Here is a 17,150-nt window from a genome sequence, read left to right as displayed (position 1 = left end):
CGGCAAAGCCCCCCCCGAATCCAGAAAAAGAGCTCAAACATGCCGCTCAATCACGGCTAAGGTAGAAGGTTTTCATTGTAACTTTCAACAATAAAACACTGATAAATCTGTGGTAAAAATAATCAAATCGGGAGATTATAATTTAGTTTAAATGCTTCCATGAATTTATATCAATAACTTTTAAATAAAGCAACCTGTGCAAATCTGCGTGATCCGTGGGGAATTTATCATAAATTCTCCGTTATATAAGGTGCTTTCGTTTGCCTCACTCATAAGATTTCATTACTTTTCAAAAAAAGTTTTAGCCATGTTTCCAACCTTTTTAAAACTTTCTGCATCTGTATAGATATAAAGCCTGATTATGGATCGAGAGTTACTACTACAATGTCAGCGGAAAGACCGCAATGCACAGCGGAAAGTCTATGAAAAGATGGCGGGAAAATTATATTCGGTGTGCAGACGGTATCTTAAAAATGATGAAGATATTGAGGAAGCACTGGCAGATACATTTTATAAAATTTTCACCAAAATAGATCAGCTCCAAAACCCGGATATTTTTGAAGCCTGGGCCAGAAAAATAACGGTTAACGAATGCCTGCAAAAACTAAGGGCGACAAAATATCTGCATATTTCATTAGAAGAAAATCATCCTGTCGGTTCCGAGGTGTCAGGTGAGCATGTTTCTTTTGAAAAGGATATTCTGCATCTCCTTAACTTTCTTCCGGAAGGCTGCAGGGCGATCTTCAACCTTTTTGCGATTGAAGGTTACCCTCACAAGGAAATAGCGGTTATGCTTTCAATCAGCGAGGGCACGTCAAAATCTCAGCTCAATTTTGCAAGAAAAAAACTTCAGGAACTTCTGGTGAATCAAAATGTTTAAACTTTACAACAATGGAAAATAATCACGATATCGATAAAACGTTCAACGAGGCTTCCCAGTCTTTAGAAGAACCTGCAACCTTTCCGGGGTTTGATAAAGTTTGGGCTAAAGTTGAAGAAAAGCTGGATCAGAGAGAAGAAAGAAAACAGAGAATAGTCGCTGCATGGCTTCCGTATGGAATTGCCGCCAGCATGCTCATCGCTTCCGGAATTTTTTATTTTACCTCAACAGCAGATAATATAACGATTAATGAAGCGGTAATCGCTAAAAACAAAGTAACTGAAAAAATTTCTTCTCCGAAGATTTCTGAGCAGATTCAAAGGACTGATAGTACTGTAAAAGCCAATATTCAAGAAGCAATAGTTCCATATACCGCTGTAAAATTAGCCCGAAATGAAACACCTGAACTTTACGCTCCTTCTTTGATACCACCAGCTTACGAAATAGCATCTTCACCGTCTTTTGGTAATAATGGACTAAAGATTGCGGAAGATAGAGCGATGATGGACAGCATCAAAAGGCAGAATATCGAAGAAGTTATTGCAATGGGTATTAAAAAAGAGAAAGCTTCGATGAATGCAATGGCTGCCAATAAGAAAATTTCTGACCTTAACAAAATTGCAGATACGGCAGACTATGTATATCCCGAGCTGTCATTCAATCCTAAAGAAAAAGGAAAAGAACCTGAAATTCTTTATAAAAAATCTTTCAGAAAAGAGTATAAGCCTGTTGCATTAAATGGTGGCAAAATAACTTTACTGGGTGAAAAACAGCCTGTTAATTCTCTGAACGGATTTGCTCCCGGACTCACCATTAATTCCATATCGGGAGCATCAGGTTCGGGAAGAGTGGATATCTCTGTGGGATATCAGGCCGATTCCCAGCCGGGAGCCGAACCTTTGGTTGTTATCAACGGCGCAGTTTCCGATATCGAAACCCTCAAAAAGATAGAGCCTTCAAAAATTGATAATATTTCTGTGATCAGTAAAGAAAAAGCAGGCGGCTTATTTGGTGGCAAGGCAAAAAATGGCTTAATAGTCGTTATCACCCGAGATATTTCTAAAACCGAACAGCAAAGGCTGAAAAAGCTTATGCAAGGGAAAGCCCCTGAAAAATAACTTTAAGTTTTTTTGGAAGCTGATAACCATTCATCATACATCTGAAAAGGAACTAGAGACAAGTTTCTTTTTCAAATTTAATAACAAAAACCATGAATAAGGTTTACTATTTACCCTTTTTGCTTGCCGTGAATTATTTTTCCGGTCAGAATTCGCAGCTGTATGATTCCCGGATTTTTTTGAATGAAAAAGAAAAACCACAGAATTTTTTAAAAGTTTTGAATAAAAACAGCGGCGTTTATGAGTTCACAGATGAAGAAGGTTTTGCAATCATTGCAGCAAAACAATATGATACTCTGGTGTGGAATAACGGGAAAAATAAAGCAGTAGTTTATTATCCGCAGGAGCTGAAATCGATCCTGGAAAGTCGGGTTGAGAAAAAAAACACTGAGAATATTCAGAACAAAGATTATGATAGTTTGATTTTCAGAGATCTGAAAGATGAGTTTAGTATTGAAAAATCCAGCCAGAGGGTAACGGCCAATTCCGGTTTTTACGATGTAAGAAAGCTAAAAGAAGTGAGTAAAGATCATTTCAAATTAAAGATGCGTTCACAAAAGTTATTGCTGTTTAATGGAAGCTTTACCACTTCCGTGGATGTGAAAAACAGAAATTCTGTTCCGGAAACTCAAAACCAGTATGTACAGGGAAGGTCTGAAGCCGGGAAATTAATTTGGAAAGGTCCCGAAACGGGCGAAATGTTCAGCTTCGGACCGGATATTTCTACTTTGCAGTTTGATAATCAGCCGTATGAATATGATGAGAATGGAAAGTTAATTCCCCTAACAGACGGAAATTTTGCTGCAAAAGCTTATCAAAATGATATTTTCAAAACAACCGTTGGTTATAATAATCAACTGAGATTGAGTGCATTTATCAAAAGCAATGAATACAAATATGATGATTTGTTCCGGATCTCTTTGGAACTGGGACAGCAAAAAGACCAAGCCTATTTCATTGCTCAGTATAGTATTCTCAATTCATTGAAGACAAAGCTAAGCTCAAAAATTTTAAAATTCTCATTAAATTTTGTGTTCAGTTACGACGAAAATAAAGCAACAAATTCCAACAGGATAGGGCTCTTCAACAGGGCATATCAGAATTCCCTACTTACGCCTGCTTCTTTTTCAAATAAACAAGACGCATTTTTACCAAACGGTTTGCAGAGAAGTTATGGTCAGCTGGCAGATAATCCAGGATTTTTATTTTTCCAGAACAACAAATATAATTACAGTACTAAAAGAAGGCAGTTCAATGGTGCCATTGTAAGAAATTGGAACTATATCAGGTTTAGCATTGCTCAGTCCTACGAAAATGATGTATTTAGTAATTTAGATCAATATAAGCCTTCCACTTCAGGATTTCCATACGGTTTAAGGAGTGAGCGGATACAGAACAACAGGCTGTACAATTCTAATATTTTCTTAACATACAGCCCCGGTGAAGGTGACTGGAGAAATACTTTTAGCTTTAATCAAATCATTAACAATCACGAATCAGAGATTTATAACAGCCTGATAAATACAAAGTATGCTTATCAAAGAACTTCACAGGATTATATTTTTGAGTACAAACTGAATTATGAAGATTACAATGATTTTGAGATGGGAATAAATATAGGAAATTCTTTCTATATTTCTAATACTTCATTGAAGAATAACTATTTCCTTCCTAAAGCAGCTGCATATATTACCTTCGTCAATATTTTCAACCTGCATCATATTAATTTTAAAATCTTGGGAACCTATACACAGCAGAGTTCCGAGCCGGAAATCACGAGATCCTATGCTTCTTATGCAACAACTTTTTTTAATGCTCAGAGTTCAAGCGAGTATTTTCCACTCCAGGAGGCTGAAAGCTATAATAATCTGTCGAATATAGATTTAAAAGAATGGAAAGCTGGTTTCAGGCTTACATCCAGAAACAATTTAGGCGTTGAGGCAGAATATTTTAGCCGCAAAATAAACAACGATGTTTTTCCTGTTTTTCAGAATAACCTGTTAAAGCTGAAAAATCTTGCAGATCACACCTACAGCGGATATGAAATAAATTTTTTTTATGAAAATATCTATTTAGGTCAGGATTTCAGGATGAGCCAGAAAGCTTCATTTTTCAAATACCGGGATGTGGTAGACAGGGTAGATTTGGGGTATAATCATCTTGCAGTTTCAGGATTCAGGGATATTTACAAAACAATTTCAGAAGGTGAGGTTGTAGGAGCCGTAATGGGAAGCTATTTTAAAACGAATGCCAATGGAGAAATAATTATTGATGAATCGGGATATCCTGAAAAAGCGGAGGGAATGAAAATTATCGCAGATCCTACGCCCGATTTTGTGGTGAAATTCAACCATAACTTCAGCTATAAAATGTTTTCTCTTGATCTTAACTGGGAATGGAAAAAAGGCGGCCAGCTATGGAACGGTACTCAGGCAGTGCTCGATTATTACGGTCGCTCTAAAACCTCAGGAGATGAAAGGAATATTAAAAACTATATTTTTCAGGGAGTAAATGCAGCAGGAAATACCAATCAGGTACCTGTTGATTTTTACGATCCGGGTCAGGATGTTTCGCAAAACAGATGGGTGCGGTATGGCTACCTGGGAGTTGCGGAAAATTATGTTCAGAAAGCCGATTATATAAGAATCAATACAATTTCTTTAACGGCAAAATTTGATGTCGGAAAATTTAAAAGAGCGCTGGATATTACTTTTTACGTCAACAATATTATTCTTTGGCAGGCCAATCAGGGTGCAGATTCTAACCAGAATTTTTATGACACAGATAACGGAAGAGGATTGGATTTTTTTAACCTTCCTTCTTATAAAACTTTTGGCTGTATGGTTTCATTTCAATTTTAAGGTATGAATTTTAAGGTTACAACATCTATTTTAGGATTATTTTTTCTGGCTTTTGCATCTCTTTCAAAAGCTCAGGAATCATTTAAAAATTTCGAAAAGGAAAAAACGTACATCCAGACCAACCATGTTTTTTATAAACCCGGTGAGGAAATGTACTTTAAAATTTACACGGTAAAAGCAGAAAATAATCTTCCCGCAGATCAAAGCAAAGCAGTAAATTTTGAACTCGTTGATCCCGGCGGAAGCGTAGTGAAAAAAGCTAAATATGAAATTATAAACGGATATTCTGAAGGATACTTTTACTTTAACAGCGAGATGAAAGGCGGAATATACAAATTGCGCGCTTTCACTAATTGGATGAAGAATGAAGACGGAAAAAATGCCTTTGAGAAAGAAATAACGCTTCAGAAAATTGTCTCGCCAAGAATTCTGATGAAACTGGAATTTCCCAAAAAAGGATACGGAGCAGGAGATGAGGTTCTTGCCAACTTTTCAATGCGAAGCCTCAGCAATCTCCCGATTCCCTTTTACGAAGGAGATTACACGGTAATGCACAACGGTGAAAAGATTTCAGAGGGAAAACTGATAACAGATAAAGAAGGGAAAAATCAACTTAAATTCAGGCTTCCGGCTGTTTTAAAATCTTCTGATGCGCTGCTAACCATTAAAATCAATTTCGACGGATTTACCGAATCAATTTCCCGGAATATCCCAATTGTTCTGAATAATCTCGATGTAAAATTTATGCCAGAAGGCGGAACCCTTGTCAACGGAATTGAACAGAATATTGCTTTTAAAATTCTGGATGCATATGAAAAACCGGTTGACGCTATTTTGGAAATTTTCAACCGGAATCATCAAAAAGTTGCAGAAACGGCAGCATATAATTTCGGGATGGGGAATTTTTATTTTACACCAAAAAGAGGTGAGAATTATTATGCAAAAGTTCTTAGGCCCGAAAACATTTCCGCAGTTTATCAGTTTCCTGCTGCGAAAGATGAGGGCATTATCTTTAACGTGAATAAACAAAACCGTAAGATTTATTTTAAAATTATTTCAACGCAAGAAAAGGAAATTACCCTGAGAGGGAGTTTTCGAGAAAAAGAAATTTATCATAAAATAATCCCGGTAAAAAATGAAATAACCCAACTGGAAATACCCGAAAATGATCTTCCGGCTGGAATCTGCAGATTCACGGTTTATGAAGACAATATTCCGTTGGCAGAACGTATTATTTTCACGAATGAAAACAGGCAGGTGAATATAAAAGTAAAACCTGTAAAACAAAATTATCTTCCGCGTGAGAAAGTTGTTCTCCATATTGAAACTACGGACGAAAATAATCGTCCTGTTCCGGCAAATGTAGCGCTAAGTGTTGTCGATGATAAATTATGGACCTACGCAGACGACAAGCAAAATCATATTATTTCCTGGCTGCTCCTGGATTCTGAATTGAAAGGAAAAATTGAAAGGCCGCAGTTTTATTTCGATAAAAAAGAAGATAAAAGGATTAAAAGCCTAGATCTGGTAATGCTTACCAACGGCTATCGATATTTTGAAATGATTCCCGAAGTTATTCAGAAAAAGAAATACAAGTATCTTCCGGAAAAGAAAAATCCCGTATACGGAATTGTAGAAGATGAAAATGGGAATCCTGTAAAAGCCGATGTATTCCTGGTAAGGGACAGTATAATCCTGAAACAGGCAACTTCTGAAGACGGTTTGTTTTATTTTTCTGATTTAAGCAGGAAATATTCCCAGAAACTGATTGCAAAATCTCACCGGCCGAAACAGCAGGTTAAAATTCGTATTTTATCTTATAAACTACCTGTAAATCCTTTAGACAAAAAAACAATACATCATGTAGACGTTGAAGAGATTGTAAAAGAAACTTTAAAAGAAGAGAAAACATTATCTGAGGGTGAAGCAGAAAAATTAAAAATTTCCACTGAAAATAAAACTCACAGCACAAGTGATACGGTGAAATTACAAAAAATTGAAGAAGTTGTTATGCTGGGTTATTCGCAGACCCTGGCAAAAAAATATAGTACTGTTGCATCTAATATTGTTGAAAACAATGAATTCGGCACTCCTGAGTTATCTTCTATATTATCCGGAAAAGCCGCAGGAATTGTAGTTTCACCTTCAGGTCAGCCGGGAGGCTACATCAATGTGCAGATCAGAGGAAATACTTCTTTAGCCAATAGAACCCCTTTGTATATTGTTGACGGTGTCCCTGTAGAAAATTTTAAGACAAAGATTAACCCGAATGACATCAATAGTATGACGGTTTTAAAAGATGCAGCCGCAACATCCATTTACGGAAACAGAGCCGCAAATGGAGTGATCATCATCAATTCTTACAAAAATAACCGTTCGAATATTAAATTTGATGTTACGCCAAAATCATATTACGCAGTTTTGAATGTTCCGGGCGATAGCCTGGCTTCTTACAACTACACGAGACGTTTTTCTTACCCGGTGTATACAACCACCCATACAGCATACCGGTACGATTACCGCGAAACGCTTTACTGGAATCCTGTTGTGGAAACAGGAAAAGACGGAAAAGCGCAGGTTGAATTTTATAACTCCGATGCCAATTCTGCTTTCAGAATTATGACGGAAGGAATTTCCTCTTCAGGTTTAGTAGGGCGTAATGAAACAACGTATGCCGCACAAAGTCTTATTTCCATTGATGCCAAACTTCCTCAATATGTAACCAGAACAGATGAGATGATTATCCCGGTGGTCGTTAAAAACAATTCCCCGGAAACCAGGAAAATGAGCATGGATGTTATTGTTCCGAATCGTGTCAGCCTTGTGGAATCCGATAGTACAATTACATTAAAACCTCTGGAATCCGGAAAGTTGTTTGTGAAAATCCGCACAAATGAAGTAATTGCCTCAAACATACAATTTACTATCAGATCAGGAGATTTCAGGGAAACAATGATTCTGCCTTTTAAAGTAGAAGAAAAAGGGTTTCCGCATCATTATTCAATAATTAATAATAAAACTGAAGATAATAGCATCAACATTTCCGATTTTATTGACGGCAGCTTCTATTCTTCCTATTATGTGTACGAAAACAGCGCATTGCAGATGTTTGAAGATATTGAACGCTTGAAAAAGGAACCTCACGGATGTTTTGAACAGCTTTCATCCACAGTTTATCCCAATATTTTTGTGCTGGATTATTTAAGGCAGAGCAAAAAAATCACTCCTGAAACGGAAGCGCAGGTAATCAGAAATCTCAGGAAAGGATTTCAGAAAATGCTGAGCTACAAAAATCGGGATGGCGGGTTTTCTTATTTCGGATCTTCTGAATCGGATGTGGCTCTTTCTGCTTTTGCGTTGCTTGAATTTAAAGATTTAAAAAAATATATAAACATTGAACCTAAAATTATTCAGGATCTTACAGCATTTATCATATCAAAAAAGAACCAAAACGGAATTTTTGAAGTAAAAAGAAATTATGAAAGGAATGATGTTTTTTCAGATTTTGCATGGTCGAGGAATATGTATGTTTTATATGCATTATCAAAAACCGGAATCCGGAACCTTGATGATGCTTATGAAATAAGCCTTAAACGGGCATTGGCAGCAAAAGATTCTTATCAGCTGGCTTTAATGGCCAATATTGCAGCCAATTTAGACAAGAACGATGAACATCAGAAGCTCATTGAAATTCTCAATAAGCAGTTTAATGAAAGAAATATAAAAACAAAAATTACTTTTACGGGTTCCGGAGGATTTTCTGCAAACTCGGAAACAATAGCGCTGTACCTTATGGCTTTACAGAAAGATAAAAATGCGAATATGCTGAAATTAACGGAAATTGCCGATGAGCTGATTAATTCTAATGGTTATTATGGTTTTGGATCAACTCAGGCAACAACATTAGCTTTGGAAGCACTATCTAAATTCTTTGCTGAAAACGAAAAGCTGTACGGAACAGAAAAACCATTCATAACAATTAACAATGCAGAGGTTAAAGCAAATAATTCATTAGTTTCTGCTTATAAAACCGGAAAAAATCTCATTAGCATCAATTATCCTTCAGGAAAAGGCCTTCCTTACAAACTGGATTATGGATATTATACTTTAAAAGCCCCGGAAAATGCAGAAATTCCGGTAACAATAACCACATCATTAAAGTCTGAAACAGCAAAAACAGGAGATACGAACAGAATGACTGTAGCGGTCTCAAATATAATAAATAATGAACTTCCAATGGTGACCGCAAAAATCGGAATTCCGGCGGGACTAACTTTACAAAATGCTTTGTTAAAAGACTTGCTGGATAAAAAACAGTTTTCTTATTTTGAAATTTTTGATAATTATCTGGTTTTGTATTGGGAACATTTCAACGCCAATGAAACAAAAACGATAAACCTCGATCTTAAAGTGGAATTTGCCGGAGAATATACCGGTAAAGCCAGCAATGTGTATCTCTATTATACGCCCGAAAAGAAGCATTGGAATGAAGGGGTAAAAGCAAAAATTCAACCCTGAAGTAAAAAAATATTTCTTCTCAGCTGAAACTTTTCCGAAAATCTGCATCTTTAAAATAGAGTGAAAGAAAAGTGATAAAATTCAGAAACAATAAACATGAAAAAATTAGGAACTACGATATTTGCTTTAGGATTGATGGCCTGTAGCACCAAAACAGCAACAGATCAGCAGAAAAATTCAGAAAAAATAAGCATTCAAAAAGATAAAGATCAGGACGGTATTAAAAACACTAAAGATCAATGTCCTGAAATAGCCGGTCCTGTAGAAAATAACGGCTGTCCGTTTCCTGAAACCGATGGAGACGGAATCATTGATAAAGATGATGCGTGCCCTACAGTTGCCGGACCCCGTGAAAATAACGGCTGTCCGTGGCCGGATACTGATGGAGACGGAATTCTTGATAAGGACGATGCCTGTCCCACCGTTCCCGGAATGCCGGAATATAATGGCTGCCCGAAACCAAAAGCAATGGTGGCTATGGAGGTTGAATCTTCCATTCGTCCGTCATACTCTTTAAGGCATTACGATACTCATGCAACAATTCAGAGAACGGACGAAAAAAAAATGAATGAAGCAGTGAATTACAATAATGAAGAATACAACGCTCTGGTTGAAAATCCGTTCGAATTAACAAAAAACCAGCCGCTTTCAACATTTTCTATCGATACGGATAATGCATCGTATTCCAATGTAAGAAGAATGATAGAATTTGGCAGGGTCGATAAAAACGCTGTAAGAGTAGAAGAGATGATCAATTATTTCACTTATGATTATCCTCAGCCAAAAAACAACCAGCCTTTTTCCATCAATACAGAATTAGGGGAAAGTCCGTGGAATTCCGGTCATCAGTTGCTTAAAATAGGCTTGAAAGGGAAAAATATTCCGATGAATAATCTTCCGCCTTCCAATATTGTCTTCCTGATTGATACTTCAGGTTCTATGGCTTACGAAAATAAATTGCCGCTGTTAAAATCTTCCTTAAAAATCTTACTGGATCAACTGAGGCCAATAGATAGAATAGCCATGGTGGCCTATGCCGGAAGCGCCGGTATTGTGCTTCCTTCTACCTCCGTTTCCGAGAAACAAAAGATTATTGAAGCGCTGGACAAATTGAATGCAGGCGGAAGTACAGCAGGCGGAGAAGGTATTGAACTTGCTTACAAGCTGGCGCAGGAAAGCTTTATAAAAGGCGGAAATAACCGCGTGATTTTGGCAACCGACGGGGATTTTAATGTAGGTGTTTCTTCGGAAGCTGATCTTGAAAGCCTGATTGAAGAAAAAAGAAAATCCGGAGTTTTTCTTACGTGTCTTGGTTACGGAATGGGAAATTATAAAGACAACAGAATGGAAACCCTTGCCGATAAAGGGAACGGAAACTATGCTTATATTGATGATATTAAGGAAGCCCATAAGTTTCTGGGAAGAGAATTTGCCGGAAATATTTACACCATTGCCAAGGATGTAAAAATTCAGATTGAGTTTAATCCTAAGTATGCAAAAGCATACAGACTTATTGGATATGAAAACAGAAAACTTAGAAATGAAGATTTTTTAGACGATAAAATTGATGCCGGAGAATTGGGCAGCGGGCATACCGTAACTGCTTTGTACGAAATAATTCCGGCTCATGTCAATTCTAAATTTTTACCGAAACAAAATAAGCTTAAGTATACTGTGGCTTCGGACAGTCATAATGTTGGAAACGAATTAGGAACTATAAAATTTAGATATAAGAAACCGGAGGGGATGAAAAGTTCGGAAATTCTTCATACCATACAAAATTCTTTAGCTCAGCAGCCCGGTAAAGATTTCAGATTTGCATGTTCGGTAGCCTGGTTTGGTTTGGTTTTAAGGGATTCTAAATTCATCGCAGGGAAAGATTTAACACAAATTGAAAAATTGGCAAAGGAAAATAAAGGAGAAGATAAAGATGGTTACAGAAGCGGATTTTTAGATTTGGTTAAAGAATACAAAGCAATTATTAAGTAAATTAAAATTAGATTCTACAGGCATTCTCAAAAGGGATGTCTGTTTTTATTAAAATTAATTTTCAAAAATTATTGAAAATTCAAAAAATATAATTACATTTGTAACAGAAATAAAATTAAAGATGAAACTTTCAGAAGCCAAAGAAAAATATATTCAGACCTGGGGTACATTTGCGACCAATTGGGGGATTAACCGTACCATGGCGCAGGTTCATGCCTTGCTTTTGGCAACCGGAAAACCGCTTTCTACCGATGAGGTGATGGAGCAGCTCGAAATTTCGAGGGGGAATGCCAACATGAATCTCCGCGCTTTAATGGACTGGGGAATCGTAAGGAAAGAGTTTATAAAAGGTGACCGCAAAGAATATTTTGTCGCTGAAAAAGATGTTTGGTTTTTATTTAAGCAGATTACAAAAGAACGTAGAAAAAGAGAGATTGAGCCGGTTATTTCTTTTTTGGAAGAATTGAAAAATATTGAAGATAAGGATTCCGAAGGAGCAAAAGAATTCATTAAGTTAATGGACGATTTCAGTTCCGTAACAGGAAAAATAAACAATATCATGGATCTGGCAATAAAAAGCGACGATCACTGGCTGGTAGGAAAAATAACCAACTTACTGAAATAGTACTCTGTCATTCTGAACATAGCAAAGCAATGTGAAGAATCGCAAAATAAATTATCATAAAAAGGAATTATTCCTTTTTTATTTCAGATAAACTTTCAAAAATTATTGAAAATATAATAACATTAAAAAATATATCATGAAACTAAAGATTTTAAAAGCAGAGACAATATTCCAGGCAATGGTAAGCCTTGCTGGCCTTGTATATATTTGTTTAGACTATAACGAAAAGCCTATTGCAAAATTTTTCATCGCGCTTTTCTTTGTTGGTGTGTCAAATCTATTAGGTTTTTTATTAAGAATTTTGATTAGTAAAAGTAAATTTCATCAATACTATCTTTTCGGTGTTATTTTATTTTTCGTAATTATTTATTTTGTAGCTGTATTTTCTTCAGATTCCAATAGAGATTCGATATTATACTTTATGGGAATTGGAGGAGTTCTGTTCAATATTTATTATATCGCTTACGGATTTCATTTGATTGAATCTTTACAACCACACATTACAGAATAATTTTTTGATCATTTTTTTCAAAATTTATTGAAAATATAAAAACTATAAAATGTTGAACATCATTTCATACCTGATTTTTCTAACCGCCGCATCGTACATTACCATTGATGTCGGAAGAAGATGTTATCACGCAGGGAAATTTTATCTGGAATACCTTATTCATGACAAGAATCTCTGCCTTACCATCAACAGAATACTTTTAGGCTGTTATTACCTTGTCAATCTGGGATATATTGCCATTAGTCTCACAAGCTGGGACAGGATCGCCTCTTTTGAGCAGGTTCTTTCAGTTACTGCAGTACGCATTGGAAATATCATGCTGATTCTTTGTGTGTTACACTACATCAATATTTTTAGCCTTTATCTTCTTAGAAAAAATTTAACCATAAAATAAAACTATTATGACAGCAACAATCCTCACCACAGCAACGTACAACTTTTCAGCGTACATGATCTATCTGCCTATTGTTATTGCACTTACCGTTTTTGTTTCACAATTTTTGTTCAAAAACTCAAAGACTTTTATGATTGATATTTTCCACCAGAAAGAAGACATCGCTATGGCGACAAACTCCCTGCTCAAAATAGGATTCTACCTGCTGAACATTGGCTTTGCACTGTGCATCATAGAATTCTACAGAATAGAAACTTTAGAAAGTCTTGTAGTAGACATGAGTGAAAAGATCGGTAAATTCTCAATATACCTGGGAGTTATGATGCTCCTGAATCTGCTGCTTTTCCTGAAAGGCCGTAAACATGCCATGAACAAAGATAAAATAACAAAAAATGAAAACATTACTATTTAAAATCTGGATGTATTTTACATTCAAAGTGCAAAACAAAAGAACACGAGGAGATTTTTTAAACCTTTAAAACCTTCTTCCGACAATTTCATAGATCGTTTTCCGAATAACTGTTTTAGCCATTTTAATCTGGATGAAACTTTAAAAACTAATAAAAATACCTTGTAAAATGTCAGTAATTTATTTAGACACCACCATTGAAGCCGATATCCAAACCGTTTTCGATTTATCAAGAGACATTGATCTGCATCAGAAATCAACTTTTAAAACAGGCGAAAAAGCAATTGCAGGACGAATTTCAGGACTCATTGAAGAAGGTGAAACGGTAACCTGGAAAGCCAGACATCTGGGAATCTATCAAACCCTGACTACAAAAATCGTCGCCATGAACAATCCTCATCATTTTACAGACATCATGTTGAAAGGTGCTTTTAAATCCATGAAACATCAGCATATTTTCAGGCAGGAAGGTAAAAACACAATTATGACAGATATTTTCGAATTTCATTCCCCCTTCGGCATCATAGGAAAAATTTTCGACACGTTGTTTCTCAAAATTTACATGGAAAAATTTCTTTTAGAGAGAAATAAATTGATAAAATTCACCGCAGAAAATAAACAGAAGCGCGAGCGAAGCGAGCGTCGAAACGTTTAGTATTAGCGATGTCATGCTGAGCTTGTCGAAGCATCTTAGTTATAAAAATAAATCAAAAAATCAAAAAATGAAAATAATCATCGCCGCCGGAACCGGCTTTCTCGGTAAAAACCTCGAAAAATATTTTACTGAAAAAGGAAATAAGGTCTATATTTTAACCCGGAATCCAAAACGCCAAAACGAAATATCCTGGAACGCTAAAACGTTAGGAGAATGGAAAAATATCCTCGAAAACTCCGATGTGCTAATCAATCTCACAGGAAAATCTGTCGATTGCAGATATACCGATAAAAATAAACAGGAAATATATTCTTCAAGAATCAACAGTACGAAAATTTTACAGCAGGCTGTTGATGAATGCACCCATAAACCCAAAATATGGCTCAACGCCAGTTCGGCAACCATATATGTTCATTCTGAAAAACAATTAAACACAGAAGAAAAAGGCATCATTGGCGATGACTTTTCAATGAATATCTGCAAAAGCTGGGAAAGAGAATTTTTTAAAATAAAAAATGAAGATATACGAAAAGTTGCTTTGCGAACTTCCATTGTTTTAGGCAATAACGGCGGTGCTTTCCCTAAATTAAAAATGCTTACAAAACTTGGATTAGGCGGAAAGCAGGGGAGGGGAAACCAGCATGTAAGCTGGATTCATATTGATGATTTTTGCAAAGCTGTTGAATTTATTATGGAAAATGAAAATATTTCCGGCCCGATTAATATAACCGCTCCCAACCCATTAGCCAATAAAGATTTCATGATGAAACTAAGAAAAGTAATAAAAGTACCTTTTGGGTTAAATGCACCGGTATGGCAACTGGAAATAGCTTCCGTATTTCTAAAAACCGAAACCGAATTATTATTAAAAAGCCGTAATGTTTATCCTGAAAAATTAATTAAAAACGGTTTCGAATTTTCCTGTCCAACAGTGGAATCTGCATTTGAAAATTTAATGTATACGCTGTAATTTCTGAAGATACAAGCCTTGAAAAGAGTTCATTCCTTAAAAATATTTGATTTTTTGCTGATGTGATCTAAAATATTTCAAAAAGGTAATTAAACTTATATAACTATGTGTCATAAAAATTTTCACCTTAATATTTAATATGATGAATATCTCGGATAATAAGGCCAAACATATTGAACGTTCATTTGTAAAGCCATAGTATTTATTAACATTATAAATGTATACGGCACATTTTTAGCAGCAATATGATCGAATTTAATTGCACAACACTAAAAATAAATACAATGAATTTAAAGCTGATATTGCAGAAAGCTAATGCCTGTATTGCGGCAGGCGACCATGAAGGGTTTTTGAACTTTTGCACAAAAGACACCCAATGGACTTTTGTAGGAGACCGCGTTCTTAAAGGAATTGATGAAGTGAGAGCCTATATGGCCGAAGCATATAAAGAACCTCCGAAATTTGAAGTTAAATTAATGATTGAAGAAGGTGATTATTTGACTGCTACAGGCACAATCAGTCTGTTGGAAGAAAATGCCAATTGGATAGATTATGAATATTGCGATGTTTGGAGATTCGAGAATGGAAAATTAGCTGAATTAAAAGCTTTTGTAGTCAGCTGAATCTGATTTTCAATAATCATAAATTCTAAATACATCAGAAGCATTATAACAGTTCTCTAAGGAACACTTTTTGCAAGCCAGTTAGAAATCAACATCACCTTATAATTTATGAAAAATTACCTTTTACCAGTTTTAGCACTAACTCTATTCAGCTGTAAAGAAAATAAAAAAGAAAGTACTTCAGCTCAGAAAGAAGTTGTTACAGAAACGGATACATTGAAATTGCCGGCTCCGGATGAAAAAAATTCCAAAAACAAATTCAGCAATGTAATCGGCTGGCCAAAAGGAAAAACACCTGTTGCTCCGGAAGGTTTTACCGTTACTCGTTTTGCAGAAAATATAAAAAGCCCGAGAAATATGATCCAGGCTGAAAACGGAGATGTTTTTGTTGTTCTTTCCAACTCCGAACGCACTACAACAGAGAAAATTAAAAATGATATCAGCGGAAAAAGCGATGCTGAAGTCGGCGGTAAATCGGCTAACAGAATTATATTGTACCGCGATGCAAACAAAGACGGCGTTCCCGAATCTTCCTCCGTATTTTTGGATAAGCTTAAACAGCCTTACGGAATGCTCATCATCAAAGACAAATTTTACGTTGCCAACACCGATGGACTTTGGGTATATCCTTACAAAACCGGAGACACGAAAATTACGGCTGCCGGAAAAAAGATCGTAAACCTTCCTGCCGGAGGATATAATAACCACTGGACAAGAAATTTAATTGCCAGTAAAGATCAGTCTAAAATTTACATCAGTGTCGGTTCCGGAAGTAATGTCGGCGAAAACGGAATGGAAAATGAAGTACGAAGAGCCAATATTCTTGAAGTAAATCCGGATGGTAGCGGAGAAAAAATTTATGCTGCCGGTCTGAGAAATCCTGTTGGCATGAGCTGGAATCCGGTGACCGGTGAACTCTGGACGGTTGTGAATGAACGGGATGAATTGGGCGACGAGCTGGTTCCGGATTATCTGACGAGCGTAAAACAGAATGCATTCTACGGATGGCCTTACGCCTATTTCGGAAAAAATGAAGATCCCAGAAGGAAAGGAGAAAAACCTGATCTGGTAGCAAAAACTATTGTTCCTGATGTTCCGCTGGGAAGCCATACCGCATCTTTGGGGCTTACCTTCTATACCGGAAATCAGTTTCCTGAAAAATATAAGAACGGAGCTTTTATCGGACAGCATGGATCATGGAACCGGTCTTCGCTGGTGGGTTACCAAGTCGCATTCGTGCCTTTTGCAGGTGGTAAAGCTTCTGGTCCGTATCAGCCTTTCCTTACAGGATTTATCGCCAATGAAGCAAAAGGAGACGTCTACGGAAGGCCTGTTGGTGTACTTCAGCTTGCTGACGGATCCATGCTTGTTGCCGATGATGTAAGCGGAATCGTATGGAGGGTATCTCATGCATCAAGATCATCAAAATGAAAAACGCTTTGAAGAGCTACTAGAAAAATTAAAATAATAATACAAAAAGGAGAATGCTAAGGTGTTCTTCTTTTTCTGTTTTAATAAAGACATAATCTATGTATTCCAATCTATGTTGTATAGCAGGAAACGCTGTACATCCAATATTTTTCCTTAAATTCGCATA

The 17,150-nt window shown here is 36.3% G+C and carries 13 protein-coding genes; all 13 read left to right on the top strand.

Annotated elements, in window-relative coordinates; translation table 11 throughout:
* Positions 1-361: 361 nt before the first annotated feature.
* The 13 genes from SOP96_RS07750 (at position 362) to SOP96_RS07690 (ending at position 16,984) form a co-directional block, all read left to right on the top strand.
* Complete coding sequence (locus SOP96_RS07750; protein ID WP_326320414.1) at positions 362-880, top strand: RNA polymerase sigma factor; 519 nt, start codon at positions 362-364, stop codon at positions 878-880.
* Between the two features lie 11 nt (positions 881-891).
* Positions 892-1,998, top strand: a complete 1,107-nt coding sequence (locus tag SOP96_RS07745; protein ID WP_326320413.1) for a hypothetical protein — start codon at positions 892-894, stop codon at positions 1,996-1,998.
* 92 nt (positions 1,999-2,090) lie between these two features.
* Positions 2,091-4,859, top strand: coding sequence for a hypothetical protein (locus SOP96_RS07740; RefSeq protein WP_326320412.1), 2,769 nt, complete (start codon positions 2,091-2,093; stop codon positions 4,857-4,859).
* Positions 4,860-4,862: 3 nt separating this feature from the next.
* Positions 4,863-9,377, top strand: coding sequence for a TonB-dependent receptor plug domain-containing protein (locus SOP96_RS07735; RefSeq protein WP_326320411.1), 4,515 nt, complete (start codon positions 4,863-4,865; stop codon positions 9,375-9,377).
* Positions 9,378-9,473: 96 nt separating this feature from the next.
* The gene (locus SOP96_RS07730; protein ID WP_326320410.1) at positions 9,474-11,366 is read left to right on the top strand and encodes a vWA domain-containing protein; all 1,893 of its coding nucleotides are present in this window, start codon (positions 9,474-9,476) and stop codon (positions 11,364-11,366) included.
* 121 nt (positions 11,367-11,487) lie between these two features.
* Entirely contained in the window at positions 11,488-11,991 is a 504-nt protein-coding gene (locus SOP96_RS07725) for a GbsR/MarR family transcriptional regulator (protein WP_326320409.1), read from the top strand.
* 136 nt (positions 11,992-12,127) lie between these two features.
* Positions 12,128-12,502, top strand: a complete 375-nt coding sequence (locus SOP96_RS07720) for a hypothetical protein (RefSeq protein WP_326320408.1) — start codon at positions 12,128-12,130, stop codon at positions 12,500-12,502.
* 49 nt (positions 12,503-12,551) lie between these two features.
* Positions 12,552-12,896 carry a hypothetical protein gene (locus SOP96_RS07715; RefSeq protein ID WP_326320407.1) on the top strand — a complete coding sequence of 115 codons (345 nt, stop codon included), beginning with the start codon at positions 12,552-12,554 and terminating at the stop codon, positions 12,894-12,896.
* Between the two features lie 7 nt (positions 12,897-12,903).
* A complete protein-coding gene (locus tag SOP96_RS07710; protein ID WP_326320406.1) occupies positions 12,904-13,308 on the top strand; it encodes a hypothetical protein in 405 nt (134 codons plus the stop codon).
* Between the two features lie 166 nt (positions 13,309-13,474).
* The gene (locus SOP96_RS07705) at positions 13,475-13,960 is read left to right on the top strand and encodes an SRPBCC family protein (protein ID WP_326320405.1); all 486 of its coding nucleotides are present in this window, start codon (positions 13,475-13,477) and stop codon (positions 13,958-13,960) included.
* Positions 13,961-14,027: 67 nt separating this feature from the next.
* Positions 14,028-14,930: a TIGR01777 family oxidoreductase gene (locus tag SOP96_RS07700; RefSeq protein ID WP_326320404.1), complete on the top strand. Its 903-nt coding sequence runs from the start codon at positions 14,028-14,030 to the stop codon at positions 14,928-14,930.
* A 284-nt stretch (positions 14,931-15,214) separates the two neighbouring features.
* Complete coding sequence (locus SOP96_RS07695; RefSeq protein WP_326320403.1) at positions 15,215-15,553, top strand: nuclear transport factor 2 family protein; 339 nt, start codon at positions 15,215-15,217, stop codon at positions 15,551-15,553.
* Between the two features lie 108 nt (positions 15,554-15,661).
* Positions 15,662-16,984, top strand: coding sequence for a PQQ-dependent sugar dehydrogenase (locus tag SOP96_RS07690; protein WP_326320402.1), 1,323 nt, complete (start codon positions 15,662-15,664; stop codon positions 16,982-16,984).
* Positions 16,985-17,150: the final 166 nt, after the last annotated feature.

Source organism: Chryseobacterium salviniae (assembly GCF_035819015.1).
Classification (GTDB): Bacteria; Bacteroidota; Bacteroidia; order Flavobacteriales; family Weeksellaceae; genus Chryseobacterium; species Chryseobacterium salviniae.
The sequence above is the reverse complement of the archived record's forward strand: the minus strand, read 5'-3'. Positions and strand labels throughout refer to the sequence as shown.